The 24889-nt window shown below is 65.5% G+C and carries 24 protein-coding genes; 17 read left to right on the plus strand and 7 right to left on the minus strand.

Annotated elements, in window-relative coordinates; translation table 11 throughout:
• Nucleotides 1-140: 140 nt before the first annotated feature.
• From WQQ_RS04970 to WQQ_RS05000, 7 genes are all read left to right on the plus strand, one after another.
• A complete protein-coding gene (locus WQQ_RS04970) occupies nucleotides 141-1616 on the plus strand; it encodes a sulfurtransferase (RefSeq protein ID WP_083844429.1) in 1476 nt (491 codons plus the stop codon).
• A gap of 76 nt (nucleotides 1617-1692) precedes the next feature.
• Nucleotides 1693-1992, plus strand: coding sequence for a hypothetical protein (locus WQQ_RS04975; RefSeq protein WP_007183980.1), 300 nt, complete (start codon nucleotides 1693-1695; stop codon nucleotides 1990-1992).
• Nucleotides 1993-2001: 9 nt separating this feature from the next.
• Complete coding sequence (locus tag WQQ_RS04980; RefSeq protein WP_157534507.1) at nucleotides 2002-2532, plus strand: hypothetical protein; 531 nt, start codon at nucleotides 2002-2004, stop codon at nucleotides 2530-2532.
• A complete protein-coding gene (extI, locus tag WQQ_RS04985) occupies nucleotides 2529-3713 on the plus strand; it encodes a selenite/tellurite reduction operon porin ExtI (RefSeq protein ID WP_007183982.1) in 1185 nt (394 codons plus the stop codon). The genes WQQ_RS04980 and extI overlap by 4 nt, the downstream gene beginning before the upstream one ends.
• Before the next feature lie 10 nt (nucleotides 3714-3723).
• On the plus strand, nucleotides 3724-5181 hold the full coding sequence (locus WQQ_RS04990; RefSeq protein ID WP_007183983.1) for a YeeE/YedE family protein: 1458 nt from the start codon (nucleotides 3724-3726) through the stop codon (nucleotides 5179-5181).
• Between the two features lie 28 nt (nucleotides 5182-5209).
• On the plus strand, nucleotides 5210-5470 hold the full coding sequence (locus WQQ_RS04995; RefSeq protein ID WP_007183984.1) for a sulfurtransferase TusA family protein: 261 nt from the start codon (nucleotides 5210-5212) through the stop codon (nucleotides 5468-5470).
• Nucleotides 5467-6702: a multiheme c-type cytochrome gene (locus WQQ_RS05000; RefSeq protein WP_007183985.1), complete on the plus strand. Its 1236-nt coding sequence runs from the start codon at nucleotides 5467-5469 to the stop codon at nucleotides 6700-6702. Before WQQ_RS04995 ends, WQQ_RS05000 begins: the two co-directional genes overlap by 4 nt.
• 53 nt (nucleotides 6703-6755) lie before the next feature.
• Here WQQ_RS05000 and WQQ_RS05005 read toward each other — a convergent pair whose 3' ends face one another.
• The 7 genes from WQQ_RS05005 to WQQ_RS05035 all read right to left on the minus strand — a co-directional run bounded on the left by WQQ_RS05005 (nucleotide 6756) and on the right by WQQ_RS05035 (nucleotide 14063).
• Nucleotides 6756-6929 carry a hypothetical protein gene (locus WQQ_RS05005; protein ID WP_007183986.1) on the minus strand — a complete coding sequence of 58 codons (174 nt, stop codon included), beginning with the start codon at nucleotides 6927-6929 and terminating at the stop codon, nucleotides 6756-6758.
• Nucleotides 6930-7161: 232 nt separating this feature from the next.
• On the minus strand, nucleotides 7162-7860 hold the full coding sequence (urtE, locus tag WQQ_RS05010; protein ID WP_007183987.1) for an urea ABC transporter ATP-binding subunit UrtE: 699 nt from the start codon (nucleotides 7858-7860) through the stop codon (nucleotides 7162-7164).
• Between the two features lie 3 nt (nucleotides 7861-7863).
• Complete coding sequence (gene urtD / locus WQQ_RS05015) at nucleotides 7864-8670, minus strand: urea ABC transporter ATP-binding protein UrtD (RefSeq protein ID WP_007183988.1); 807 nt, start codon at nucleotides 8668-8670, stop codon at nucleotides 7864-7866.
• Nucleotides 8667-9785 carry an urea ABC transporter permease subunit UrtC gene (gene urtC / locus WQQ_RS05020; protein WP_007183989.1) on the minus strand — a complete coding sequence of 373 codons (1119 nt, stop codon included), beginning with the start codon at nucleotides 9783-9785 and terminating at the stop codon, nucleotides 8667-8669. The genes urtD and urtC overlap by 4 nt, the downstream gene beginning before the upstream one ends.
• 2 nt (nucleotides 9786-9787) lie before the next feature.
• On the minus strand, nucleotides 9788-11476 hold the full coding sequence (urtB, locus tag WQQ_RS05025) for an urea ABC transporter permease subunit UrtB (protein WP_083844430.1): 1689 nt from the start codon (nucleotides 11474-11476) through the stop codon (nucleotides 9788-9790).
• A 182-nt stretch (nucleotides 11477-11658) separates the two neighbouring features.
• On the minus strand, nucleotides 11659-12933 hold the full coding sequence (gene urtA, locus WQQ_RS05030; RefSeq protein ID WP_040453583.1) for an urea ABC transporter substrate-binding protein: 1275 nt from the start codon (nucleotides 12931-12933) through the stop codon (nucleotides 11659-11661).
• Between the two features lie 68 nt (nucleotides 12934-13001).
• A complete protein-coding gene (locus tag WQQ_RS05035; protein ID WP_007183992.1) occupies nucleotides 13002-14063 on the minus strand; it encodes a porin in 1062 nt (353 codons plus the stop codon).
• 317 nt (nucleotides 14064-14380) lie between these two features.
• On the opposite strand from WQQ_RS05035, the gene WQQ_RS05040 reads away from it, so the two are divergent.
• From WQQ_RS05040 to WQQ_RS05085, 10 genes are all read left to right on the plus strand, one after another.
• Nucleotides 14381-15247 carry an urease accessory protein UreD gene (locus WQQ_RS05040; protein WP_007183993.1) on the plus strand — a complete coding sequence of 289 codons (867 nt, stop codon included), beginning with the start codon at nucleotides 14381-14383 and terminating at the stop codon, nucleotides 15245-15247.
• Nucleotides 15248-15279: 32 nt separating this feature from the next.
• The gene (locus WQQ_RS05045) at nucleotides 15280-15582 is read left to right on the plus strand and encodes an urease subunit gamma (protein ID WP_007183994.1); all 303 of its coding nucleotides are present in this window, start codon (nucleotides 15280-15282) and stop codon (nucleotides 15580-15582) included.
• Nucleotides 15583-15608: 26 nt separating this feature from the next.
• Nucleotides 15609-15926, plus strand: coding sequence for an urease subunit beta (locus WQQ_RS05050; RefSeq protein WP_007183995.1), 318 nt, complete (start codon nucleotides 15609-15611; stop codon nucleotides 15924-15926).
• Nucleotide 15927: 1 nt separating this feature from the next.
• Nucleotides 15928-17664, plus strand: coding sequence for an urease subunit alpha (gene ureC, locus WQQ_RS05055; protein ID WP_007183996.1), 1737 nt, complete (start codon nucleotides 15928-15930; stop codon nucleotides 17662-17664).
• 349 nt (nucleotides 17665-18013) lie between these two features.
• Nucleotides 18014-18511, plus strand: coding sequence for an urease accessory protein UreE (gene ureE / locus WQQ_RS05060; protein ID WP_007183998.1), 498 nt, complete (start codon nucleotides 18014-18016; stop codon nucleotides 18509-18511).
• On the plus strand, nucleotides 18501-19181 hold the full coding sequence (locus tag WQQ_RS05065; RefSeq protein WP_007183999.1) for an urease accessory protein UreF: 681 nt from the start codon (nucleotides 18501-18503) through the stop codon (nucleotides 19179-19181). Before ureE ends, WQQ_RS05065 begins: the two co-directional genes overlap by 11 nt.
• Entirely contained in the window at nucleotides 19178-19861 is a 684-nt protein-coding gene (gene ureG, locus WQQ_RS05070; protein WP_007184000.1) for an urease accessory protein UreG, read from the plus strand. Before WQQ_RS05065 ends, ureG begins: the two co-directional genes overlap by 4 nt.
• Before the next feature lie 33 nt (nucleotides 19862-19894).
• Nucleotides 19895-20488, plus strand: a complete 594-nt coding sequence (locus WQQ_RS05075) for a HupE/UreJ family protein (protein WP_007184001.1) — start codon at nucleotides 19895-19897, stop codon at nucleotides 20486-20488.
• A gap of 22 nt (nucleotides 20489-20510) precedes the next feature.
• Complete coding sequence (locus WQQ_RS05080; protein ID WP_007184002.1) at nucleotides 20511-23915, plus strand: hybrid sensor histidine kinase/response regulator; 3405 nt, start codon at nucleotides 20511-20513, stop codon at nucleotides 23913-23915.
• Nucleotides 23908-24822, plus strand: coding sequence for a response regulator transcription factor (locus WQQ_RS05085; RefSeq protein WP_007184003.1), 915 nt, complete (start codon nucleotides 23908-23910; stop codon nucleotides 24820-24822). Before WQQ_RS05080 ends, WQQ_RS05085 begins: the two co-directional genes overlap by 8 nt.
• The last annotated feature ends 67 nt before the right edge of the window (nucleotides 24823-24889 follow it).

Consider the following 24889-nt stretch of genomic DNA (forward strand, 5'->3'; position numbering starts at 1 on the left):
CTTCATGCCGTTTTCGGCGCCTGCGCTCCAGAGGAAAAACAGGGCGATTTCGACGCATGACATATCGACATTACGGATTGTTCTTTTAGCCTCCCAATTACGCTGTGGCAGCTTCCGCGCCTCGCAACATTGGGGGCAACATGAAACAGCATCTCAGCGCCAGAACCGTGCGGTTCGCGGCGCTTCTTACGTCGGTCCTACTCAGCGCCTGCGGTGGTGAACGCCAGGCTCCGGTGGAGGAAGACACGGCGCCCAGCATCGAGATCAACTCGCCTGCGAAGATCGTGCAGGAATCGGCCGCGAGCTACGACGACAATGTCAACGGCCTGGTCACCGGCAAGACGCTCAAGCGCTGGAAGGACAATTGGGAACGCGAGCGGCCCGCCGGCATCACCGGCAAGCTCGTCATCTTCCAGCAGGTGCAGGGCGTCGCGGGCAAGCGCCTGATCAAGCCCGACAACAGGAACGTCTTCTCCTACGTCGAAAGCGACTGGCGCGAATCGCGTTCGAACGGCGTGATCGAAGTCGAAGGCATCGTGCTCTCTGGAGCGCGCGTCGATCAGCTGCTGCGTCGTTATGCGATCGATCCGAGCAAGGATCTGATCCTGTGCGCGCAGGGTGTCGGCGGTGGCAGCAACGCGATGAACCTCGGTCGCTGCTGGTACACGCTGCGCTACTGGGGCGTGGACCAGGCGCATCTGGCGATCCTCGACGGCGGCAACGATTACCTCAGCGGCGAGTGGACGGCGGACGATTTCACCGACACCGCGAGCCCGGTGATCAACCGTGCGCTCGCAAGCGTGAAAGACCTGCCGGTCGACAACACCGCGCTGCATGCGACCTTCGTCGATCTGATCAACGTGCTGCCGGTGACGGACCGCAACGATCCGTCCGACGGCGTGTTCATCTGGGACGGCCGCAGCCTCGACCAGTACAGCGCCGGCGAAACCTCCGAAGCCGGCACGCCGCTGGCCGACTACACGCGCAGCTTCCAGAACGGCGGCTCGCGCCAGGGCCACCCGCGTGGCGCCGCGCAGCTCAACTGGACCAACCTGATGGTCAACGGCGGCACCGGCGGCCTGTTCAAGCCCAAAGCCGAACTGCGCGCCTATCTCGACGGCCAGGTCGATGCCGCGGGCAAGGGCTTCGTCGACGGCAGCTATCAGCACCTGGGCGCCGGCAACGCGTATCGCCCGGGCGACACGGTCTACATCTACTGCGAGACGGCCGCGCGCGCCGCGGTGGCGCAGCTGGTCAGCGCGGTGATCCTCGGCCTGCCGACACGCCTGTACGACGGCTCGATGATCGAGTGGAACTCGCTCACCGCGACCACCGACAAGGACGGCAATCGCATCCTGCCGAACGACTCGCCGTGGCGTACCGACGAGCTGAGCTTCTACAAGCTCAACCAGCCCGCGAACATCGCCTCGCGTACCTCGGAAAGCGTGAGGCCACGCATCGTCGATGCCTACGCGGCCAGCGCCGATCTGATCATCAAGGCCGACAAGGCCTACAAGCAGCCGCCCGTCGACGACGGTGGATCGGGTGGCGGTGGCGGTGGCGGATCGGGCGGCGGCAGCGGCCCCGGCCTGCCGCCCAACCCCTGCGGCGGCTGATCAGGAACCAGGAACCACGATCCCCTGCCTCCATGCCCGGCGTGGCGGCAGGACTCGAATCCATGAATCGCATCGCATGAATCGACCGATCACTCGCCGACATCGGCTTGCGTTGGCGCTGCTGCTGATCGCGCTGTCGTCGCCTTTGGCCACGCCTGCCGCGCAGGCCGATGAGTCCGAACAGCAAAGCCCGGCAGCGGAAGCCGACGCAGCGGACACGCAGCAGCAGGGCCTGCTGAAACCCAAGAGCCGTCTGCGCTTTCGTGGAAACGGACCGACCTGCATGTGCGCGGACGGTCTCCGCGAAAAAGACATACGCGCCGCCAAACCACGCGCGAACGACACCGACACCCAAACCCAGTCCACCGATCCATAAGAGAGAGTCGTGAACAAGGTAATCCACTTCATATCGACCCGGCTGGGCCGGGTGAGCCGCGCTGGCCTGTATGCGGCGATCGCGTGCACGGCCTTGCTGGCAACCGCCAGCGTGCTGCCGCTGCTGTTTCCGCAATCGCAGCAACAACTGACCGCCGACACCGAAGCCAATGCCTGGGGCAGCGAAGCGCTGGCGAGCTTGTCGGAAGGCGCCGCGCGCTTCTCGCCCGTGGCCCTGGCCAACGCCTGCGGGCTCGGCGCGTCGAGCTGCTTCAAGTGCCACAACGGCAAACGTGCGGCACTGCCGAGCGCCGACAAGCAAACCGCGCCGTGGCACGCCGATCACGCCAAGGTCAATTTCTCGTGCGTCGGCTGCCACCAGGGCAATCCGCGCATCCTCAAGCAGGAGATCGCGCACCAGGGCCTGGTTTCCGACCCGCGCGAGAACGCCGAAAAAAGCTGCAGCACCTGCCACACCAGCGGTGACGTGCAGAGCCTCAACGCCAACTACCAGCACTTCGCCAGTCCCACAGGTAAATGACCGTGCCTACTGTTTCCCGCTTCCGCGTTGCTCCGGCAACGGCGGCTGTCCTGACTGCGGCCTGCGGTCTGTTCGCCGAGGTCGCACAGGCCGGTCCTGTCTTCCACTTCGGCGAGGATGACCAGAGCTCGCTGCAGATCAACTACGCCTTGCAGCTGTGGGCGGAGAATCGCAGCTACACCTCGGCCAATCACGAAGGCAGCAGCACCGACACCTATCTGCGCCGCAACCGCCTGACCTTCTTCGGCCAGTACAACGACGTCATCGGCTACTACGTGCAGCTCGAGGCCACCGGTGACAGCCGTGGCGGCGTCGACGATCGCGATGTCTTCTATCGCGACGCCTACCTGACCTTCGATTTTCGCGACGAAGTCCGCTTCATCGCCGGGCGCTTCAAGAACACCTTCTCGCGCGAAAACCTCGAAGCCTGCCTCGAGCCGCTGACGATCGATCGCTCCGACATCTCGTACACGCCGTTCGCGGGCACGCGCGATACCGGTGTGGCGATCTGGGGCAACCTCGCCGACGCCGCGTTCCAGTATCGCCTTGCGATCATGGATGGACGCGAAGGCGAGAACGTGCCGCAGAAAGCGCCGCGCGTGACCGCGCGCGTGCACTGGAGCCCGCTCGATCCCGAGTTCGATTACGGCTACCGCGGAACCTATCTCGGCACGCAGCGCGTCTTCACCATCGGCGCCGCCTACGATTATCAGGCCGACGCGGCGTACGCGAACTACACGCAGCTCAGCAACAGCAAGGACTACAAGGCCTGGACGGTCGACGGCTTCGCCGAATATCCGTTCAGCAGCGGCACCTACACCGTGTCGGGCGCGTACTTCAATTATTCGCTCGGCAACGCGATCAACGAAGACCCGGACCCGACGCTGCCGGTCAACACCGAACTCGAAGGCTTCTACGTGAAGGCGGCTTATCTGCTGCCGTCACCGGTGGGCCCGGGACGCCTGCAGTTCTTCGCACGCCACAACGGCTCGGAGTATCAGCTGCCGGGCGGCGCGCTGGACCGTCGCATCAACGCGGCGGGCTTCAACTACTACCTCAACGGCCAGCAGCTGAAGCTGACGCTCGAGCACCAGCGTATCGACTACGCCAATCCGAATCCGACGAATCCGGTCCTGCAAGACAACTTCCAGACAATTCTCGGCCTGCAATTCATCCTGTGACCGGGTTGCGATGAGCTCATCGACCATCACCCGATCCGCAGCGCCGACAGGCACTGCGGTTTCGCGCCGCTCCGGGCCGCTGACCGCCGCGCTGTTGCTGCTCGGCGCGCTGCTGGCTTCGGCGATTTACCTGGGCATCGATACGCGCTTCAGCTATCTGCTGGTCTATGCCTGGTTCGGCATCGGCTATGGATTGCTGCTGCAGTACGGGCGCTTCTGCATGGCTTCGGCGGTGCGCGACCTGTTCGCGGTCGGCGTGCCCAGAATGGCGGTCGGTGTGCTGGTGGCGGTGATGCTGTACTCGCTGATCTCGGCTGCGATCCAGAGCACCGGCATCAACAGCTTCCAACCGCATCCGCTCGGCCTGCACGTGCTCGTCGGTGGACTTGTGTTCGGGCTCGGCATGGTGCTGTCGGGCGGCTGCGCATCGAGTTCGCTGTACAAGAGCGGAGAAGGCAACCTCGCCTCGGCGCTCGTGCTGTTTTCGATCGCGTTCTCGCAAGCCTGGTTCGTCACCGCGGACGGCTGGATCGATGTGCTGGTTCCGGCGTCGTGGGCCACCCGGGCCGCCGCACAGGACATGCCGGCGCAGCTGTCGATCACCCAAGGATGGTTCGACCAGTTCACCGCGGGCTATCTGTGGCAGCTCGCCGGCACCACCGTCGCCGATCATCTGAAACTGCCGGCGACGCTGTGGAGCTATCTGTTCGGCAATGCTTTGCTCGTGGCGATCGTGCCTTCGCTGATGCTGCTGGTGCTGATCTATGCGAAGAACTACCGCAAGCTCTACCTGCGCCAGCGTGCGACGAGCGCGCCGATGACGATGCGTGACGAACTCGCAGGCATCTGGTCGATGCTCACGCAATCGAAGAACACCGCGCTCGCTGGCCTGGGGCTGGGCATCCTCGCCGGCCTGCAGATGCTCGTCACGGGCAGCTTGCGCGAGCACTACGGCATCTTCAATTTCGGCGAACTGCTCTCGGCGATGGGCTATGTCGACGGGCTTTCGATCCAGGACAGCGTGTTCGATCCGGGCTATTGGTACATCACCACGCAGGAAGCGCAGTGGGGCGGCTGGCTGATGTCGCTCGCCGGCATCGACACGATGGACAACCTGTTCTTCGGACTCGACAACGGCATCCCCAATCCCCTGCTCAACGCGCCGGGCATGATGTCGGTGGGCATCATCGTCGGAGCCGCAGTGCTCGCCAACATCTCGGGCGAGTTCAAATGGAAGTGGCCGAACACCGAGACGGCCGTGCTCGCGATCAGCGGCGGCGTGCTGATGGGGCTCGGCTCGCGCATCGGCATGGGCTGCAACATCGGTGCGTTCTTCGCCACCGTCACCAACGGCGACCTCAGCGGATGGGTATTCCTGGCCGGCATGACGCTGGGCGGCTACGTGTCGGTGAAGCTGCTCAGGATGTGGATAGACTGGCGCCTGTCGCGCAGCGGTCTGGATCTTTGAACCCGTTTGAACCAGCAGGAGAAGGCTCGTGGCAGCTGCCAATATCAGTTTCGTGAAGCGCGACGATGGCGTTTATCAGCTCAATGCCGTGGGCTACGGCTGCCCGCACGTGCAGATCTACACCGAGAAAGCGCTGAAGAAACTCAGCAGCGGTGAAGAGCTCGAAATCATCTTCGACAATCCGTCGTCCGGATCGTCGATCGCCTTCATCTGCAAGGTCGAAGGCCATGCGCTGACCGAAGACAAGAACGACGCCGGAACCTTCACCTGGAGAATCCGCAAGGCGTGATCCGCAGGCGATCCATCGTCCTGGCGGCGCTGCTGCTCGTTGTCGGCGTCGTCGGCGTGGGCGCGGCATGGCGGTTGCTGCCGGGCACGCCATCCGATCCCGCAGGCGAATTCCTTGCGCGGCACTGGCAAAAACCGCTGGCCGCGCAAGGCGCTCCTCCGGCGAATTTCTCCGCACTCGAAGCCTCGCTGGACCCGCGCAATTGCGGGCAATGCCACGTCGCGCAGTTCGAAAGCTGGAAGCAGAGCCTGCATAGCCAGACCATGGGCGCAGGCATCCTCTGGCAGTTGCAGATGATGCCGCAGGACGACGCCAACCTATGCTTCGATTGCCATGCGCCGCTGGCCGAGCAGAAGGCGCTGATGGCCCGATCGCACCACTGGCCCGCCGCGCCCGCGACAGCGCCGCCGGCTTACGTGCCGCAAACGCTGGGCCACGACGGACTGGTTTGCGCGGCCTGCCACGTGCGCGAGCACGCACGCTTCGGCCCGCCATCGCGTAGCGCCTCCACGCCCTCGCCTAGCCAGGCGCCGCATGGCGGATTCACCGCATCGTCGGCCTTCGAGGACAGCCGGTTCTGCGCGACCTGCCATCAGTTTCCCGATGACGGGCCACGCACCGCGAACAAGCTGCGCGAAGACACGCTCAACCAATGGCGACAGAGCCGCTACGCCGCCGAGGGCCGCAGCTGCCAGTCCTGCCACATGCCGGATCGCGAGCATCGCTGGCCGGGCATCCATTCGCCCGAGATGGTTCGCAGCGCCCTGAGCACGCGCATCGAGGTCGACGCGCAAGGGCAAGTGAGCGCGAGCGTGACCAACACCGGCGCCGGGCATTCGGTTCCGACCTACATGGTGCCCAAGCTGCACATCGAGCTCTGGCTGATCGAAGCATCGTCGCCGCTCGGCACGCGGCTGGCGCAGGACACGATCGGCTGGGATGTGGATGTGTCCTTGCAGCACGAGAACTTCGACACCCGGCTCGCGCCCGGCGCATCGAGAGTGCTGCATGCGACGCTGCCCGCGCTCGTTCCGAACGGCGCACGGCTGGAGCTGCGTGCCGAAGTCGCGCCGCGCGAGCATTACGAGCGTTCGTTCGAATCGATGCTGCCACGTTCGGCGGGCATGAAACCGGGTGTGCGCCGCCTGCTCGAGCAGGCGATCGACGAGGCCAGGGCGACGCGTTATTCGCTGGTGCTCCAGCGGCGGGACTTGTTGCAGCCTGCGAGTTAGAAGCGACCCGGGTCGCTTCTTCGCGCGATCGCTCGATCGCCAGACGCGGCTCGCTAGTGCGAGCCGGACTCGGCGGCCTGAAGTCGAAGGGCTTCGTCCTTCACCGCGTCCTTGCGTCCGACCAGCAGCACGATGCCGGCCGCCACCGGCACGCTCAGCACGTCGGCGCCCGGGCTGTGATCCAGCAAGCGCTGCGCCGCCGCCTGCAAGTCCGCGATCAGCATCATGGCTTTTGCTTCGCTCGAGGGGGCCTCATCGGCGTCCCGGTAATTTATGAACATCATCTTGGAAGCCCCGTCACCATACTCAGGGCGGCGATTTGGCACTGGGCTTGCCGAACGGCAGCTTTCTGACTCGAGCGGCGGCGCATTCGACGGCAGTGGCGTGCGTCGGGCCACGACTCTTGCCGAACCTCCGAGCCCCGGCACCGTCGGCACGCACCGCCGAAGGAGCGCGGCCTCAGACGGTCAGGTGATGCCTCACCATCTCGTCGCTCAGATCGCCAATCGGCCCCTGCGCCACGTGCCGGCCCTTGTCGAGAATGCGGAAGTCGCTCGCCACGCGGCGCGCGAACGGCAGCTTCTGCTCCACGATCAGCACGGTCAGCCCGGTTTCTTCGTTGAGCCGCAGGATCAGGTCGCCGATCTCGTGGACGATGTTCGGCTGTATGCCTTCGCAGGGTTCGTCGAGGATCAGCAGTTTGGGTTGCAGCAGCAGGGCGCGGCCGATCGCGAGCTGCTGTTGTTGCCCGCCCGACAGATCGCCACCGCGGCGACGCAGGAATTGCTTGAGGATCGGAAACGTCGCGTAGACGCGATCGAGCGCATCGGCGGGTCGCTCGCGCTTGGCGATGAGCCCCATGCGCAGGTTTTCTTCCACCGACAGCTGGCTGAAGATCTCGCGCCCTTGCGGAACGAAGCCGATGCCGAGGCTCGCACGCTGGTCGGCCGAGAGCTTGCGCAGGTCGGTTCCGCCATCGAAGCTGATTTCACCCGTCGCCGCCGGCACCAGGCCCATCACGCAGCGCAGCAGCGTGGTCTTTCCCATGCCGTTGCGGCCCATGAGACAGGTGCGCGATCCGGTTTCGATGCGCATGTCGATATCCCACAGCGTGTGGCTGCCGCCGTAGAACTGGTTGAGGCCCTTGATCGTCAGCATCGCTCAATCACCCAAATAAACTTCGATCACTTTCGGATCGTTCTGCACCTGATCCATGCTGCCTTCGGCGAGCACCGAACCCTGATGCAACACCGTCACGGTGCGCGCGATCGAGCGCACGAACGCCATGTCGTGCTCGACGACAACCACCGAGTGTTTTCCAGCAAGCGAGGTCAGCAGCTCGGCGGTTTTCTCGGTCTCCTGCGGCGTCATGCCGGCGACGGGTTCATCGACGAGCAGCAGCTCCGGGTCTTGCATGAGCAGCATGCCGATCTCCAGCCACTGCTTCTGTCCATGCGACAAGCCACCGGCCAGCGCTTCGACGCGTTCGGTGAGGCCGATGATCTTGAGCACCTCGTCGATGCGTCCGAGCTGCTCGCCCGACAGTTTGGCGATCAGTGTTTTCCAGACCGACTTGTCGCCGGCCATCGCGAGTTCCAGGTTCTCGAACACCGAGTGATTCGGAAACACCGTGGGTTTCTGGAACTTGCGCCCGATGCCGGCGGCGGCGATCTCGGGTTCGCTCAAGGTGAGCAGGTCGACGGTCTGTCCGAACCAGGCGCTGCCCACGTCGGGCCGCGTCTTGCCGGTGATGACATCCATCATGGTGGTCTTGCCGGCCCCGTTCGGGCCGATGATGCAGCGCAGCTCGCCGGCTTCGATGTAGAGGTTGAGGTTGTTGAGCGCCTTGAAGCCATCGAAGCTCACGCTGATGTCTTCGAGATACAGGATGATGTTGTGCGAAAGATCGAGCTTGGGCGCGCGCGAGCGCTGGCCCTGGCCCTGGCCGAGCAGGCGACCGACATTCATGAGGCTTTCCTCTTGGCCGCGAGCTTGGCGACGAGGCCGACGATGCCCTGCGGCAGAAACAGCGTCACGCCGACGAACAGCGCGCCGAGCGCGTAGAGCCAGATCTCCGGCAACGCGGCGGTGAACCAGGTCTTGGCGTAGTTGACGACCAGCGCGCCGAGCGCGGCGCCGTAAAGCGTGCCGCGCCCGCCGACCGCGACCCAGACCACCACCTCGATCGAATTGATCGGCGCGAACTCGCCCGGGTTGATGATGCCGACCTGCGGCACGTAGAGCGCGCCTGCGATACCCGCGAGGATCGCCGAGAACGTCCACAGCCAGAGCTTCACGTTCTCGACCCGGTAGCCGATGAAGCGCGTGCGGCTTTCGGCATCGCGCACCGCCTCGACCACGCGGCCGAGCTTCGATCCGATGATGAAGCGACAGGCCGCATAGCCCAGGCCGAGGAACAGCGCGGTGGTCAGGAACAGCGTGATGCGGGTTCCGCGCGCCTGCAGGTCGAAGCCGAGCAGATCCTTGAAATCGGTCAGCCCGTTGTTGCCGCCAAAGCCCATCTCGTTGCGGAAGAAGGCGAGCAGCAAGGCATATGTCAGCGCCTGCGTGATGATCGACAGATACACGCCGGTCACGCGCGAGCGGAACGCGAACCATCCGAACACGTAGGCCAGCAGCGCGGGCGCGACGACGACCATGAGCATCGCGAACCAGAACAGGTCCATGCCCTGCCAGAACCACGGCAGCTGCTTCCAGTTCAGGAACACCATGAAATCCGGCAATACCGGGTCGCCATAGACGCCGCGCGGGCCGATCTGACGCATCAGGTACATGCCCATCGCATAGCCGCCGAGCGCGAAGAACGCCGTGTGGCCGAGGCTCAGGATGCCGCAATAACCCCAGATCAGATCGACCGCGATCGCGAGCAGCGCATAGCTCATGTACTTGCCGAGCAGCGTCACCGTGTAGATCGGCACATGCAGGGCGGAGCCTTCTGGCGCCAGCAGGTTGAGCGCCGGAACCAGGACCGCCGTGAGCAACAACAGCGCGAGGAAGATGCGGCTGCCCAGGTCGCTGCGCAGCAGCTGGCCGATGAACGAGCCGCGAGGTTTGGGATTCACGATCAGCCCTCCGCCATCCGGCCTTTCTGCGGAAACAATCCGCGCGGCCGCTTCTGGATGAACATGATCAGGAACACCAGCACCAGAATCTTCGCCATCACCGCCCCGGCATAAGGCTCGAGCAACTTGTTGATGACGCCGAGCGACATGCCGCTGATCAGCGTGCCCCACAGATTGCCGACGCCGCCGAACACCACCACCATGAACGAATCGATGATGTAGGCCTGCCCGAGATTCGGCCCGACGTTGGTGAGCTGCGACAGCGCAACACCGGCCACGCCGGCGATGCCCGAGCCGAGGCCGAAGGTGGCCGCATCGACCCACTCGCTCTTGACGCCCATCGCGCGCGCCATGCCGCGGTTCTGCGAGACCGCACGCACCTTGAGCCCCAGCGAGGTGCGCCTGAGCAAGGTCTGCAGCGCAATGAAGACCACGAACATGAAGACGACGATGTAGAGCCGGTTGTAGGTCAGCGACAGCGCATCGTTGACCACCAGCGATCCGCTCATGAACTCCGGCGTCGAAACGCTGCGGTTGAGCGGCGAGAACACGCTGCGCACGAGCTGCTGCAGGATCAGTGAGAGGCCGAAGGTGGCGAGCAGGGTTTCGAGCGGCCTGCCGTACAGGAAGCGCACGATGCCGCGTTCGATGGCGACACCCGCGAGCCCCGAGACGACGAAGGCCATCGGAATCGACAGCAGGGTCGCGGCGGCGATGTGCTGCGGCATCAGCTGCTGCATCACGTAGGCCGTATACGCGCCGAGCATGATCAGCTCGCCATGCGCCATGTTGATGATGCCCATGACGCCGAAGGTGATCGCGAGGCCGATCGCGGCGAGCACGAGCACCGAGCCCAGTGACAGTCCGAAGAACAGGGTCTCGACCGCGCCATAGAACTTTCGCTTGCCTTCGATGCTGCGCACCGCGGACTGCGCGGCAGCGCGCACGCGCGCATCGGGTTCGGCGTAGCTGCCGTCTTCGTTCTTCTCGGTCAGCGGCAGCAAGGCATTGTAGACCTCGCTCGCGAGCTGGCCGTCGAGATGCTCGGCCGCGGCGAGGCGAACTTCGGGATCGCCGCTTTGCAGGTCGGCGAGCGCGAGACCGACGTCGATCGCCTCCTGCACGGACGCATCGGTCTCGCTGACCCGATGCGCGCGCAGGACTTCGACGGTGCTGTCGTCGAGGCTGCGCATCATCTCGCGCACCGCGGCGAGGCGAACGGCATCGTCTTCGCTGGCGAGCTGCAACTGCGCGACGAGCCCGCGCAGTGTCTTGCGCAGTGCGTTGTTGGTGCCGATCTTCTTGAGTGCGTCGCTGCTCGCGGTTCCGGCGGCTTCGCCGCTGATCGCATCGCTCAGCGCCAGCGTGTCGCCTTCGCCATCGGCGATGACGACATCGGCGCTTTCTCCGTGGGTATAGAGGCGACCGTCGAGCAAGGCTTTCAACAGGCCGCCGGCCCTGTCGTCGCGCGTTTCGACGATCTGCCTTAGCAGCTCCTGCTTCTCGGAGTAGCTCGCCTCGGGCAAGGCATGCACATAGCCCGCGTAATCGTGTGGTGCTGCGGCCGCCGCTTCGACGGCGGGCTCTGCAGCGGGCTGGGGCGCAGGTTCATCCTGCGCATGGGCAATGGGGCCGACGAGAATCAGCGCGGACAGCAAGCTGGCTCGACAGGCGCAGAAGACGGATCGCATATCCACGTCGTTCTCGTTGGCTGAAGGAAACTCTGATCAAGTTGCTGCGCTCCGCATCTCGCGTTCGCTCACAACGCTTGATCAGAGCTTCCTGCCTCGGGATCAAGAGAGCCCCGGGCTTGCGCCCGGGGCAAAAGACCTCAGGGAAATGTTTCGCTACTGAATCCAGTTCGACACGCGGATCAGAAGTTCTGGCCCGAGCACTTCTTGGTTTTGGTGTTGTAGTTGCCGCACTTGAGCTTGACCCAGTCGGCTTCGATGTCCTTGCTGCCTTCGAGATAGTCGGACCAGGCGTCGCCAGGCACTTCGGCCTTGGTCTTCCAGACCACGTCGAGCTGGCCGTCGTCGCGGATTTCGCCGATGAAGACGGGCTTGGTCAGGTGGTGGTTCGGCAGCATCTCGGCGGTGCCGCCGGTGAGGTTCGGCGTCTTCAGGCCGATGATCGCGTCGGAGACCTTGGCGACGTCGGTGGTCTTGGCCTTCTCGACCGCCTTGGCCCAGAGGTTGAAGCCGATCACCGTCGCTTCCATCGGATCATTGAAGGTGCGCTTGTCGTTCTTGATGAACTTGTGCCAGGCCGCGATCTCCTTCTTGTTCTCGGGCGTGTCGATGCTCATGAAGTAGTTCCAGGCCGCGAGATGGCCGACGAGCGGCTTGGTGTCGAGACCCGCGAGTTCTTCTTCACCGACCGAGAACGCGACCACCGGAATGTCTTCGGCCGAGATCTTCTGGTTGCCGAGTTCCTTGTAGAACGGAACGTTGGCATCGCCGTTGATGGTCGAAACCACCGCCGTCTTCTTGCCCGCGCTGCCGAACTTCTTGATGTCGGCGACGATCGACTGCCAGTCGGAATGACCGAACGGCGTGTAGTTGATCATGATGTCTTCCGACTTCACGCCCTTGGCCTTCAGGTAGGCTTCGAGGATCTTGTTGGTCGTGCGCGGATACACGTAGTCGGTGCCGGCCAGAACCCAGCGCTTCACCTTGACTTCGTTCATCAGGTAGTCGACGGCGGGAATCGCCTGCTGGTTCGGCGCGGCGCCCGTGTAGAACACGTTCTTGCTCGACTCTTCGCCTTCGTACTGCACCGGATAGAACAGCAGGCCGTTGAGTTCTTCGAACACCGGCAGCACGGACTTGCGCGACACCGAAGTCCAGCAGCCGAACACCACGTCGACCTTGTCCTTGGCGAGCAGCTCGCGCGCCTTCTCGGCGAACAGCGGCCAGTTCGAGGCCGGATCGACCACCACCGGCTCCAGCTTCTTGCCGAGCAGGCCGCCCTTCTTGTTCTGCTCGTCGATCATCATCAGGACGGTGTCCTTCAGCGTGGTCTCCGAGATCGCCATCGTGCCGGACAGCGAATGCAGCACGCCGACCTTGATCGTATCGGCGGCCTGCGCCATCGCCGACAGCGCGAACATCGCCAGCCCTGTCGCGGCGATGCCGGCCTTCTTCATGCCTTCAAACTGCTTTGCGAATTTCATGTTTCACCTGTTGGAGTGATAGGTGGGTGAGTGCCCGAGGATCAGATCTGCAGCTGCATGCCGACGCCGACCTGCGAGTAATCCGCGATCGGGGCGCCGCTGAAGCTGTTGTCGATGTAGAACAGCGAGAGGCGCGCGTTGAAGGCCTTGATCACGTAGTTCACGTCGAACTCGATCTGGTCGCGATCGACGTCGGGGCTCGCCGGAAACTCGTAGGTGTTGGTCGCGTACTTGCCGAGCAGCTGGATCTGGCCGATACCCACTTTTTGCGGGAACAGGTAGGCCAGCAGGCCGAAGCCGCCGTCACTGTTGTCGAAGCCGCCGACGCCGCCGGGCATGTAGCCACCGGACTTGCCTTCGTAGCTCGCCCATTCGCCTTCGATGCTGACCACGCCGCCGCTCGGCAGCTTCTTCTCCATCAAGCCGTCGATCGTGAACGAGGTATCGCCGTCGATGCTGTGGGTGGCCGCGCCGAACGACAGGATGTCCTTGTCGCCGTAGTAGGTGCCGTTGAGGTAGTAGCCCTTCTCGATGTCCCACAGCGACACGTGCACGCGCGCCGCGTAGACCACTTCCTTGCCGTCGCCACCGTTGGCGGCCGAGGTCGAGGGCACGTCGAACACGCCCGCGGAAACCTTCACGCGATCGAAGTCGCCCCAGTACGCGATGCCGTTGTCGCGGCCCGCGGCGAAGAACGGATAGCCGTCCTGGATGCCGTCGATCGCGAAGCCCCAGGCGTTTCCGTAGTACGGTCCGTGCAGGTTCGCGCGATCCGACGGCGGCAGGAAGCGGCCGGCCCAGATGTTGAACTGGTCGGAGAACGTGAACTGGCCGATCGCGTCGATCACCACCACTTCGCTCGTCACGCTGTTGTAGTCGGTGTTGAACGAGAAGCCGATGGTGTCGGTCACCTTGCCGCCGATCTGCAGGCGCACGCTGTCGAGGACGAAGTCGTTGACGTCGTCGGCCGGACCGTCGTAGTTGGTGCTCACGAAACTCGAGCGCAGCGCTGCGGTGACCGATGTCGGCGGCAGCGTGATCTCGGCTGCGCCGGCCTGGCCGGCCGCGAGCACGCAAGCCGACACGGCCGCGCCCGACGCCATGCGTTTGAAGCTGGATGAAATGCCCCCGTGCTGCCTGTTGTGCCCCTTCATGCGACCCCCGGATTTCTTCGTGTGGAGAGCCGGCACCGTCCTGAGCGGGCGCCGGTTTGGGCTTCGGCGCCTCCCCTGTTGCCTGGGCGCCGTGAGCTCTTTTTCAGGCTAGGGAAGCAAGCGAAGGCTTGGGTATGGGGCGTTTGACGTAGGGCTTGCGTATGCCACCGGTGCCAAGATGCGTTCGCCCTGCCGGAGCTGGCACGACTCTGGCGGACGATCGACAAGACAGACCAGGCCGGGAGGCCGATGACTCAGGACGCTGCATGCTGCTGACGCCCATCAGCTTGGCCCCGCCCGCGCACCAGCGCGTGCATGGCGCCCTGCGCATCGCCTACGCGCGCGACGCGCAGGGGCGCACGCGGCTGGCCGATCTGTATCAGCGGGCGCCCTGTCGCGTGCTGTTCCCCGATGTCGAGGCCGACGAACCACCGCAGGCCGTGCTGCTGACGACCAGCGGCGGCCTGACCAGCGGCGATCGGCTCGACATCGACATCGTCGCTCGTCAAGGCAGCCGCCTCACGGTCAGCACGCAGGCCGCCGAAAAGCTCTATCGGGCGCTTGCGGGGGAGCCCGATGCGCAGGTCGCGGTGAATCTTCGCGTGGAGCCGGGCGCCACGCTCGAGTGGCTCGCGCAGGAGACCATCCTGTTCGATCGCTCGCGACTGCGCCGCCGGATCGACGTGGAGCTGTCGACCGATGCGCGGCTGCTCGCGACCGAAAGCGTGGTCTTCGGCCGTAGCGCGATGGGGGAGCGCTACGAGAGCGGACGCCTGCACGAGGCCTGGAGGGTGCGGCGCAACGGCCGGCTGGTCTGGGCCGATGCGCTGCATCTCGAAGGGCCCATGCGCGCGCATCGCGAAACCGCCTTCGCAGTCGGCGATGCGTCGGCCTGCGCGACACTGCTCTATGCCGGAGACGATGCGGCCGCGCTGCTGCCCGCGCTGCGCGAGCGCCTGAGTGAAGAAGATGCGCAGATCGCAGCGGCGACGAGCTTCGATGGCCTGCTGATCGTGCGGATGCTGTCGGCCGATGCGGCGCGCTTGCGCGAGGCGCTCAAGCGCATCGCGGCGATACTGCGCAGCCTGGCCCTGGGATTGCCCGATGCGCTACCGCGCGTCTGGACCTGCTGACGAAATGATGTCCGAACGAGAACACGGCACCGATGAATCTGACCCCGCGTGAAAAGGACAAGCTGCTCGTGGCGATGGCGGCCCAGGTTGCGCGTCGCCGCCTCGAGCGCGGCGTCGTGCTCAATTACCCCGAAGCCATCGCGCTGATCACCGACGTGGTCGTCGAGGGCGCGCGCGACGGCCGCAGTGTCGCCGACCTCATGCAGGCCGGCGGACAGGTGCTCACGCGCGCGCAGGTCATGGAAGGCGTCGCCGAGATGATCCACGAGATCCAGGTCGAAGCGACCTTCCCGGACGGCACCAAACTCGTCACCGTGCATCAGCCGATCCGCTGATCGCACCCCATCGTGGAATCACTCTCATGACACCTGGTGAAATCCTGACCGAAGCCGGTGATATCACGCTCAATGCCGGGCGTGCCTGCATCACGCTGACCGTCGCCAATACCGGAGATCGGCCCGTGCAGGTCGGCAGCCACTATCACTTCGCCGAAGTGAATCCGGGCCTGCAGTTCGATCGCATCGCGGCTCGCGGTTATCGGCTCGACATTCCGTCCGGCACCGCGATCCGCTTCGAGCCCGGACAATCGCGCGAGGTGCAACTCGTCGCCTACTCGGGATCGCGCATCGTCATCGGCTTTCGCGGCGACGTGATGGGTCCGCTCGATGTGAAGAACTGACATGGCCAACACGATCACGCGCCGCGCCTATGCCGGCATGTATGGACCGACCATCGGCGATCGCATCCGCCTGGCCGATACCGAGTTGTTCATCCGCATCGAGCACGATCACACCGCCGGTCTCGCGGACGGCCAGCCCCTGTACGGCGAGGAAGTGAAGTTCGGCGGCGGCAAGGTGATTCGCGACGGCATGGGCCAGTCGCAGATCACGCGTGCGCAGGGCGCGGTCGACACCGTCGTCACCAACGCGGTGATTCTCGATCACTGGGGCATCGTCAAGGCCGACGTCGGATTGAAGGACGGGCGCATCGTCGCGATCGGCAAGGCCGGCAACCCGGACACGCAGCCGGGCGTGACCATCATCGTCGGCCCGGGCACCGAGGTGATCGCCGGCGAAGGCAAGATCCTCACCGCGGGCGCGATCGACACGCACATTCACTTCATCTGCCCGCAGCAGGTCGACGAGGCCTTGTACGCCGGCATCACGACAATGCTCGGCGGCGGCACCGGCCCCGCGCACGGCACGCTCGCCACCACCTGCACGCCGGGGCCCTGGCACTTGTCGCGCATGCTGCAGGCTTGCGAATCGCTGCCGATGAACATCGGCCTGTTCGGCAAGGGCAACGCGAGCCAGCCGGCCGCGCTCGAGGAAATGGTGATGGCCGGCGCCTGCGGCCTCAAGCTGCACGAGGATTGGGGCACCACGCCGGCCGCGATCGACTGCTGCATGAGCGTGGCCGACGAACTCGACGTACAGGTCACGCTGCACACCGACACGCTCAACGAAAGCGGCTTCGTCGAATCCACCATCGCGGCGTTCAAGGGCCGCACGATTCACGCGTTCCACACCGAAGGCGCGGGCGGCGGCCATGCGCCCGACATCATTCGCGTCGCCGGTTTGCCGAACGTGCTGCCGTCGAGCACCAACCCGACGCGGCCCTACACGCGCAACACGCTCGACGAGCATCTCGACATGCTCATGGTCTGCCATCACCTCGATCCGCGCATCGCCGAGGACGTGGCGTTCGCCGAATCGCGTATCCGCAAGGAGACCATCGCGGCCGAAGACATCCTGCACGATCTCGGCGCGTTCTCGATGATGAGCAGCGACAGCCAGGCGATGGGCCGCATCGGCGAAACCGTGCTGCGCTGCTGGCAGACCGCGCACAAGATGAAGGTCCAGCGCGGCCTGCTGGCGCCCGACCGCGATGGCGCCGACAACTTTCGCGCGCGTCGCTACATCGCCAAGTACACGATCAACCCGGCGATCGCGCACGGCATCAGCGATCACGTCGGCTCCGTCGAAGTCGGCAAGCTCGCCGACCTTGTTTTGTGGTCACCGGCGTTCTTCGGCGTGAAGCCGGACCTGGTGCTCAAGAGCGGCATGATCGCGGCCGCGCCGATGGGCGATCCGAACGCGAGCATCCCGACGCCGCAGCCGGTGCACTACCGGCCGATGTTCGGCACGCTCGGGCGCGCGGGGATCGAATCTTCACTGTTGTTCGTGAGCGGGGCGTTCGCCGCATCCGACGGCGCCCGGCGCCTGGGCCTGTCGCGACCGGTCGTTGCCGTGCGCAATACGCGCGGCGGCATCGGCAAGCGCTCGATGGTGCTGAACGATGCGATGCCGGTGATCGAGGTCGATGCGGAGACGTACGAGGTGCGTGCCGACGGCGAGTTGCTGACCTGCGAGCCGGCGGAAGTCTTGCCGATGGCGCAGCGGTATTTCTTGTTTTGATGTTTGCGTTCGTGAGTATCGGAGCGTGCGCCAGCCCGAGGACATTGATGCCGTCGGTCGGGCATCGAGCGCAGGCCCCGAAGTCCGCGCAGCAGTTGAAAGTCGCAGGCTTGTCCTCTCTCCCGCTTGCGGGAGAGAGTCCCGCCAATGGCGGGGAGAGAGGGTTTGTCCGCAAGGTGAGCTCCCTCTTCGAGCTCTCCCTCTCCCGGCGCTACGCGCCACCCTCTCCCGCAAGCGGGAGAGGGGACAATCGACAGCAATCTCGGCTTTGCCACTTGCTTTTGCCTCAGCGAGATATAAGACGGCGAGGTCAAAAGCGCTCAGTGCTCAACTGCGCCAGGAACTAAAAATGAACCGAGCCCAAGAAATCCTCCCCGCCGGAACCTGGCCCAACACCACCGCCAGCGACCAGATCGCCCTCGACTACGACGCCCGCCACCGTCGCCGCTTCCGCTACGTCGCCAGCGCCGGCACCGACTTCCTGCTCGACCTCGCGCGCGCCACCGTGCTCCATCATGGGGACGGCCTCGCCCTCGACGACGGCCGTATCGTCGAAGTCATCGCGGCGCCCGAATCGCTGACCGAAGTCAGGGCCGGCAGCGCGCAGGAGCTCGTCAGGCTCGCCTGGCACATCGGCAATCGACATCTGCCCGCACAGCTCGAAGCCGATCGCATCCTGATCCGCGAGGACCATGTGATCACCGACATGCTGATCGGTCTCGGCGCGCAAGTGCGGCATCTGCAGGCTCCGTTCACGCCGGAGTCCGGCGCCTACGCGAACGCGCATTCGCATGCACAGCAGCACGAGCATCCGTTCGTGTTCACGGGCGCCTCGCATGGCCACTGAGGCCGACCTCTATCGCCTGCTGGTCTGGAGTTCGCCGAGCTATCCGATCGGCGCCTTCAGCTACAGCCATGGCCTCGAATGGGCCGTCGAGGAAGGCAGCGTGCGCAATGTCGCGACGCTCGTCGATTTCGTGAGCACGGTCATTTCGCGCGGTGGCGGCTGGATCGATGCGGTGCTGTTCGCTCAGGCTTACCGCTGCGCACAGGATGCAGGCAAGCTCGACGAAATCTGCGAGCTCGCGAGCGCGTTTCGTGCGAGTAGCGAAACCGCGCTCGAAGCGCGCCAGCAGGGCGCTGCGTTTCTGCTCGTCACCCGGCGCGCTTGGCCGCATGCGCTGCTCGATGCCTTTGCCGAGCGCCAGGGCGATGCGCCCGTCGTACAGGCGGTGACGATGGCGCTGGCCTGCGCCGCGCATGGCATCGCGCTCGAACCCGCGCTCGGTGCCTTCCTGCATGCCACCGTCGCGAACCTGGTATCGGCCGGCGTGCGCCTGGTTCCACTCGGCCAGACCGATGGCCAGATCACGCTGGCCACCCTGGCCGGCTGCGTCGCCGGCACCGCCGCACGCGCGCTCGAAGCCGATCTCGACGAGCTCGGCACGTCGGCCCCGAAACTCGAATTCTGCTCTCTGCGTCACGAAACCCAATACACGAGGCTCTTCCGCTCATGAACAGTCCGCTGGCCGCTCCGCTGTCGACGACGAAGTCGATATCCCTTCCTTCGCACGGCCCCTTGCGCGTCGGCATCGGCGGCCCGGTCGGCTCCGGCAAGACCGCGCTCACCGAACGCCTCTGCAAACTCATGCGCCAGGTCTACGACGTGGCCGCGATCACCAACGACATCTACACCAAGGAAGACGCTGAGTTTCTCACGCGCGCCGGCGCGCTCGTGCCCGAGCGCATCATGGGCGTGGAAACCGGTGGCTGCCCGCATACCGCGATCCGCGAGGACGCGAGCATCAATCTCGCGGCGGTGGCCGAGATGCACCGCAAGTTCCCGGCGATGGAACTCATCTTCGTCGAGAGCGGCGGCGACAACCTGGCCGCCACGTTCTCGCCGGAACTCGCGGACATCACCCTCTACGTGATCGACGTTTCGGCCGGCGACAAGATTCCGCGCAAGGGCGGCCCGGGCATCACGCGCTCGGACCTGCTGGTGATCAACAAGATCGATCTGGCTCCGCTGGTCGGTGCCTCGCTCGAGGTGATGGATCGCGATGCCCGCAAAATGCGCGGCGAGCGGCCTTTCATCTTCACCAACCTGAAGGCCAACAAGGGCGTGCACGAGATTGCGCGCTTCATCGCGCAGGCCGGCGGGCTGGTGCCGCGCGAACTGCCCGAGACGTTCTAAAACCGCATGAGCCGCCGACCGGAGAGACTTCGAGTGAAAACTGTTCGAGTGAAAGCCGTCCACCGCTGTTCGCTGTTCGCGCTGTTGTGCCTCGTCGGCCCGCTCGCGCAGGCGCATCCGGGACACGAGCCCGCGTCGCTGAGCTTCTTCCAGGGGCTCGTGCATCCGCTGCTGGGGCTCGATCACCTGCTCGCCATGCTGATCGTCGGCGTCTGGGCCGCGCAGATCGGCGGACGTGCGCGAGTGTGGCTGCCGGCGAGCTTCGTCGCGCTCATGGCGGTCGGCGCCTTGACGCTGCACGCCGCGAGCCTGCCGACGATGGAGGGCGGCATCGTCGTCTCATTGCTCGCGCTGGGGCTGGCCGTCGCCTTGGCCTGGCGGGCGGCGTTGCCGATCGCGATTCCGCTGGTGGGCCTGTTCGCGCTGTTTCATGGAGCGGCGCATGGGATCGAACTGCAGCAGCTGGCGCATCCGCTGCTCTACGCGAGCGGCTTTCTGATCCAGACCGCGGCGCTGCACATCGTCGGGCTTGCGCTCGGAGCCTATGCGCAGCGTCGCGATTCCCGTTTCGCGCGTGCGACGGGGTGGCTCGGCGTCGTCGTCGGTGCGGGGCTCGCATTGGGCTAAGCAAGCTCCCCAAGGAACATTCGTGGTCCAGAATCCCCGCCAGCGCATCGTTCGCGAGCGTCGCCAGTACAACAAGTGGGTGGCGACGCAGACGCTCGAGGATTACGCGCTGCGCTATACCGCGTCGAGCGCGCGCAAGCGCTCGTCGTTCGTGATCGCCAACACCGCGCTCGGGGCGATTTCGTTCCTGGCCTGCGAAGCGATCGGCGGCAGCCTGACGCTGCAGTTCGGCTTCACCAACGCGATGCTCGCGATCGCGCTGGTCTGTGCGCTGATGTTCGTCATCGGCCTGCCGATCGCGGCGTATTCGGCGCGCTACGGCCTCGACATCGATCTGCTGACGCGCGGCGCCGGCTTCGGCTACATGGGCTCGACGATCACCTCGCTGATCTACGCCTCGTTCACCTTCCTGCTGTTCTCGATCGAAGCCAGCATCATGTCGCAGGCCCTGCACATGGTGACCGGCCTGCCGCTGTGGATCGCGCACCTGATCAGCGCGCTGGTGGTGATTCCGATCGCGCTGTACGGCATCAGCCTGATCAGCCGCATGCAGATCGCGACGCAACCGGTCTGGCTGCTGCTGCAGCTCGCGCCGCTGCTCTACATCGCGATCGCCAGGCCCGAGGCGATCGAAGCCTGGACCGGATTCTCGGGCGCGCACGGCAGCACCGGCGGCGGGCCCGACGTGCTGCTGTTCGCGGTCGCGGCGTCGACCTTGCTGTCGCTGCTGCCGCAGATCGGCGAGCAGGCCGATTACCTGCGCTTTTTGCCCGACCGCAAGACCGTCGGCGGCTGGCGCTGGTGGAGCGCGCTGATCGCCACCGGGCCCGGCTGGGTGTTCATGGGCGGGCTCAAGCTCGCGGCCGGCGGCCTGCTCGCGGTGTTCGCGATCCAGCATGGCGTCGCGGCATCCGAAGCGACGCAGCCCACGCAGATGTTCTTCGTCGCTTTCGGTGAAATGCTGGGCTCGCCCTCGGTTGCGCTCGCGCTGACCGGCGTCTTCATCGTCACCTGCCAGCTCAAGATCAACGTCACCAACGCCTACGCGGGCTCGATCGCCTGGTCGAACTTCTTCTCGCGGCTCACGCATGCGCATCCGGGGCGCGTGGTCTGGCTGGTGTTCAACGTGCTGCTCGCGCTGCTGCTCATGGAGATCGGCATCTTCAGCGTGATCGAGAGCATCCTCGTGCTCTACGCGAACTTCGCGGTCGGCTGGATCGGCGCGCTGACGGCGGACCTCGTCGTCAACAAGCCGCTCAAGCTCTCGCCCTCGTACATCGAATTCAAACGCGCGCACCTGTACGACATCAACCCGGTCGGCGTCGGCGCGATGCTGGCGTCGATCGTCATTTCGACCGCCGCGTTCTTCGGCCTGTTCGGCCATCTCGCGCAGGCGCTCGCGCCGTTCGTGGGCTTTGGCGTGGCGTTCGTGGCATCGCCCTTGATCGCCTGGGGCACGCGCGGACGCTACTACCTCGCGCGCCAGCCCGCGCCCGAGCTGCAGGAGCCCGGCGAGCTGCGCTGCAGCATCTGCGAGAACCTGTTCGAGCGCCGCGACATGGCCGCCTGCCCGGCCTACGACGGCTACATCTGCTCGCTCTGCTGCACGCTCGAGGCGCGCTGCCACGATCTCTGCAAGGACCAGAGCCGCTTCGGCCAGCAGATCGCGGCGCTGCTGCGCGGCCTGCTGCCCAAGCCGCTGCAGCAGACCGTTCGGCTCGGCAGCATCGGCCAGTTCCTCGGCATCCTGCTGCTGTTCACGGTCGCGATCGGCTGCCTGCTCGCCTTCATCTACCTGCAGTACGCGACGCAGGCGCCCGCGCAGCGCGAAGTGATCGCCAACACCTTGTGGATCGTGTTCCTGAGCCTGCTGATCGTCTCCGGCGTGGCGTCGTGGCTGCTCGTGCTCGCGCACGAGTCGCGCAACTCGGCGGTGATCGAATCGACCCGGCAGACCGCGATGCTGATGGAGGAGATCGAGGCGCACGAGCGCACCGACGCGGCGCTGCAAAAAGCCAAGGAAGTCGCCGAAGCGGCCAACGAGGCCAAGAGCCGCTACGTGATCGGCATCAGCCACGAGATCCGCTCGCCGCTCAATTCGATCTTCGGTTACGCGCAGTTGCTCGAGCGCGAGCCCAAGCATCCGCCCGAGAACGCCATTCGCGTGATTCGCCGCAGTGCCGAGCACTTGTCGAACCTGGTCGACGGCCTGCTCGACATCTCCAAGATCGAGAGCGGCATGATCCGGCTCTCGCGCGACAAGATCCGCCTGCACGAGCTGCTCGACCAGCTCGTCGACATGTTCCGCGTGCAGGCGGCGGCCAAAGGCATCGAGTTCCGCTACGAGCGCGCGCCCAATCTGCCCAAGCTCGTGCACGCCGATCAGAAGCGCCTGCGCCAGGTGCTCATCAACCTGCTGTCGAACGCGATCAAGTTCACCGGCGAGGGACATGCGGCGCTCGCGGTGCGCTACCGCAACCAGGTCGCCGAATTCGAAATCTCCGACACCGGCATCGGCATCCGGCTGCAGGACATGGAATCGATCTTCAAGCCGTTCGAGCGCGGCGGCATGCCGGGCGCCCGCGCGGTTCCGGGCGCCGGGCTCGGACTCACGATCACCAAAGTGCTCGTGCAGATCATGGGCGGCGAGATCGTGGTGCGCAGCACGCCGGGCGCCGGCAGCACGTTCACCGTGCGCCTGCTGCTGTCGGAGACCAGCGAGACGCGCGACGACCGGCGTCCGCGGCATCGCATCAGCGGCTACGCGGGCGAGCGCAAGCGCGTCCTGATCGCCGACGACGATCCGGCGCATGTCGAGCTCGTCGAAGCGCTGCTCAAGCCGCTCGGCTTCGAGCTGATGACCGCGCGCGACGGCGAAATGGCGCTCGAGATCGCGAGCCGCACCGAGCCCGACCTGATCACGCTGGACGTGACGATGCCCGGTCTTTCGGGCTGGCAGGTCGCCGAGCGCCTGCGCGCCCAGGGCAGGCGCGAACTCAAGATCCTGATGGTCTCGGCCAATGCGCACGACCTGCAGAGCGACATCGCCAGCGCCGGCCTGCACGATTTCTTCCTGACCAAGCCGTTCGACGTCGAAGTGCTGCTCGAACGCGTCGGCAGCCTGCTGCGGCTGCAATGGCAATACGAGGCCCTGCCGTCCGAGCTGGCGCCGCCGCCGGCCGATGGCCTCGACGTGCCGGTGTCGCTGCGCCCGCATCTCGACGCCCTGCGCCAGCTCGGCCGCATCGGCCACGTGCGCGGCATCCAGGCCCGGCTGCGCGATCTCGAAAGCCAGCATGCGGAGGGTCGCGCCTTCATCGCGCGCCTGCGCGAGGCCGTGACCCGTTTCGATCTGCCGTCTTATCTGCGGATGCTCGAATCCGCGCGCAGCAAGCTGCCGGAGCAGGAGGAAAGCCAGGATGAGTGACGCAGCGGGTGCGCGCCGGGACGTCGTGCTCGTGGTCGACGACACGCCGGAGAGCCTGAGCTTTCTGACCGATACGCTCGAAAGCGAGGGCATCACCGTGCTCGTCGCGACGAGCGGCGAAAACTGCCTCGCCCTGCTCGACGAGATCACGCCCGATCTCGTGCTGATGGACGCGGTGATGCCGGGCCTCGACGGCTTCGAAACCTGCCGGCGGCTCAAGCGCGAGAAGCTGCTGTCGCACGTGCCGGTGATCTTCATGACCGGGCTCACCGAAACCGAGCACGTGGTGCGCGGGCTGCAGGCCGGCGGCGTCGATTACGTGCCCAAGCCCATCGTCGTCGGCGAGCTGCTCGCGCGGATTCGCGTGCATCTGGCGAACGCGCGCATGGCGCATGCCTCACGCACGGCGCTCGATGCGACCGGCCGCTACCTCGTGTCGACCGATGCGAGCGGCCGGCTGTTGTGGAGCACGCCGCGCGCCGAGCAGCTGCTGCACGAGCTCATGCCCGCGGCGCAGGGCTTCACGCCCGAATTCGCGGCCAGGCTCGCAAGCTTGCGCGGCGAGCAGCAGACGCAGGTGCTCGCGCTCGGCGGTCGGCGTTTCGAATTCTCGTTCGTGAGCTCGACCGGGCCCGACGAGTACCTGTACCGCCTGCGCGAGGTCGCCGACCCGGAAGCCGTTCAGCAGGCGCAGACGCTGCAATTGCAGCAGGCGCTCGCGCTCACCGCGCGCGAAGCCGAGGTCTTGCTGTGGATCAGCCGGGGCAAGGCCAATCGCGACATCAGCGAGATTCTGAACATCAGCCCGCGCACGGTGAACAAGCACCTGGAGCAGGTTTTCGAGAAGCTCGGAGTGGAGAACCGGGCTTCGGCCGCGGCCAGAGCGGTGCGCGTGATCTCGCAGTAGTCCGCCTCGACGCGGACGATTCGAACGGCGTCCGGCAGATCAGCGAAGCAATCCGCTCGCTGGCCCG

This window comes from Hydrocarboniphaga effusa AP103, assembly GCF_000271305.1.
Taxonomy (GTDB): domain Bacteria; phylum Pseudomonadota; class Gammaproteobacteria; order Nevskiales; family Nevskiaceae; genus Hydrocarboniphaga; species Hydrocarboniphaga effusa.

What these genes read in the sequence shown, in the direction of transcription:
- WQQ_RS04970 (WP_083844429.1), top strand. Translation starts at nt 141, where the DNA reads ATGAAACAGCATCTCAGCGCCAGAACCGTGCGGTTCGCGGCGCTTCTT.
- WQQ_RS04975 (WP_007183980.1), top strand. Translation starts at nt 1,693, where the DNA reads ATGAATCGACCGATCACTCGCCGACATCGGCTTGCGTTGGCGCTGCTG.
- extI (WP_007183982.1), top strand. Translation starts at nt 2,529, where the DNA reads ATGACCGTGCCTACTGTTTCCCGCTTCCGCGTTGCTCCGGCAACGGCG.
- WQQ_RS04990 (WP_007183983.1), top strand. Translation starts at nt 3,724, where the DNA reads ATGAGCTCATCGACCATCACCCGATCCGCAGCGCCGACAGGCACTGCG.
- WQQ_RS05005 (WP_007183986.1), bottom strand. Translation starts at nt 6,929, where the DNA reads ATGATGCTGATCGCGGACTTGCAGGCGGCGGCGCAGCGCTTGCTGGAT.
- urtE (WP_007183987.1), bottom strand. Translation starts at nt 7,860, where the DNA reads ATGCTGACGATCAAGGGCCTCAACCAGTTCTACGGCGGCAGCCACACG.
- urtD (WP_007183988.1), bottom strand. Translation starts at nt 8,670, where the DNA reads ATGAATGTCGGTCGCCTGCTCGGCCAGGGCCAGGGCCAGCGCTCGCGC.
- urtB (WP_083844430.1), bottom strand. Translation starts at nt 11,476, where the DNA reads ATGCGATCCGTCTTCTGCGCCTGTCGAGCCAGCTTGCTGTCCGCGCTG.
- urtA (WP_040453583.1), bottom strand. Translation starts at nt 12,933, where the DNA reads ATGAAGAAGGCCGGCATCGCCGCGACAGGGCTGGCGATGTTCGCGCTG.
- WQQ_RS05035 (WP_007183992.1), bottom strand. Translation starts at nt 14,063, where the DNA reads ATGGCGTCGGGCGCGGCCGTGTCGGCTTGCGTGCTCGCGGCCGGCCAG.
- WQQ_RS05040 (WP_007183993.1), top strand. Translation starts at nt 14,381, where the DNA reads ATGCTGCTGACGCCCATCAGCTTGGCCCCGCCCGCGCACCAGCGCGTG.
- WQQ_RS05045 (WP_007183994.1), top strand. Translation starts at nt 15,280, where the DNA reads ATGAATCTGACCCCGCGTGAAAAGGACAAGCTGCTCGTGGCGATGGCG.
- WQQ_RS05050 (WP_007183995.1), top strand. Translation starts at nt 15,609, where the DNA reads ATGACACCTGGTGAAATCCTGACCGAAGCCGGTGATATCACGCTCAAT.
- ureC (WP_007183996.1), top strand. Translation starts at nt 15,928, where the DNA reads ATGGCCAACACGATCACGCGCCGCGCCTATGCCGGCATGTATGGACCG.
- ureE (WP_007183998.1), top strand. Translation starts at nt 18,014, where the DNA reads ATGAACCGAGCCCAAGAAATCCTCCCCGCCGGAACCTGGCCCAACACC.
- WQQ_RS05065 (WP_007183999.1), top strand. Translation starts at nt 18,501, where the DNA reads ATGGCCACTGAGGCCGACCTCTATCGCCTGCTGGTCTGGAGTTCGCCG.
- ureG (WP_007184000.1), top strand. Translation starts at nt 19,178, where the DNA reads ATGAACAGTCCGCTGGCCGCTCCGCTGTCGACGACGAAGTCGATATCC.
- WQQ_RS05085 (WP_007184003.1), top strand. Translation starts at nt 23,908, where the DNA reads ATGAGTGACGCAGCGGGTGCGCGCCGGGACGTCGTGCTCGTGGTCGAC.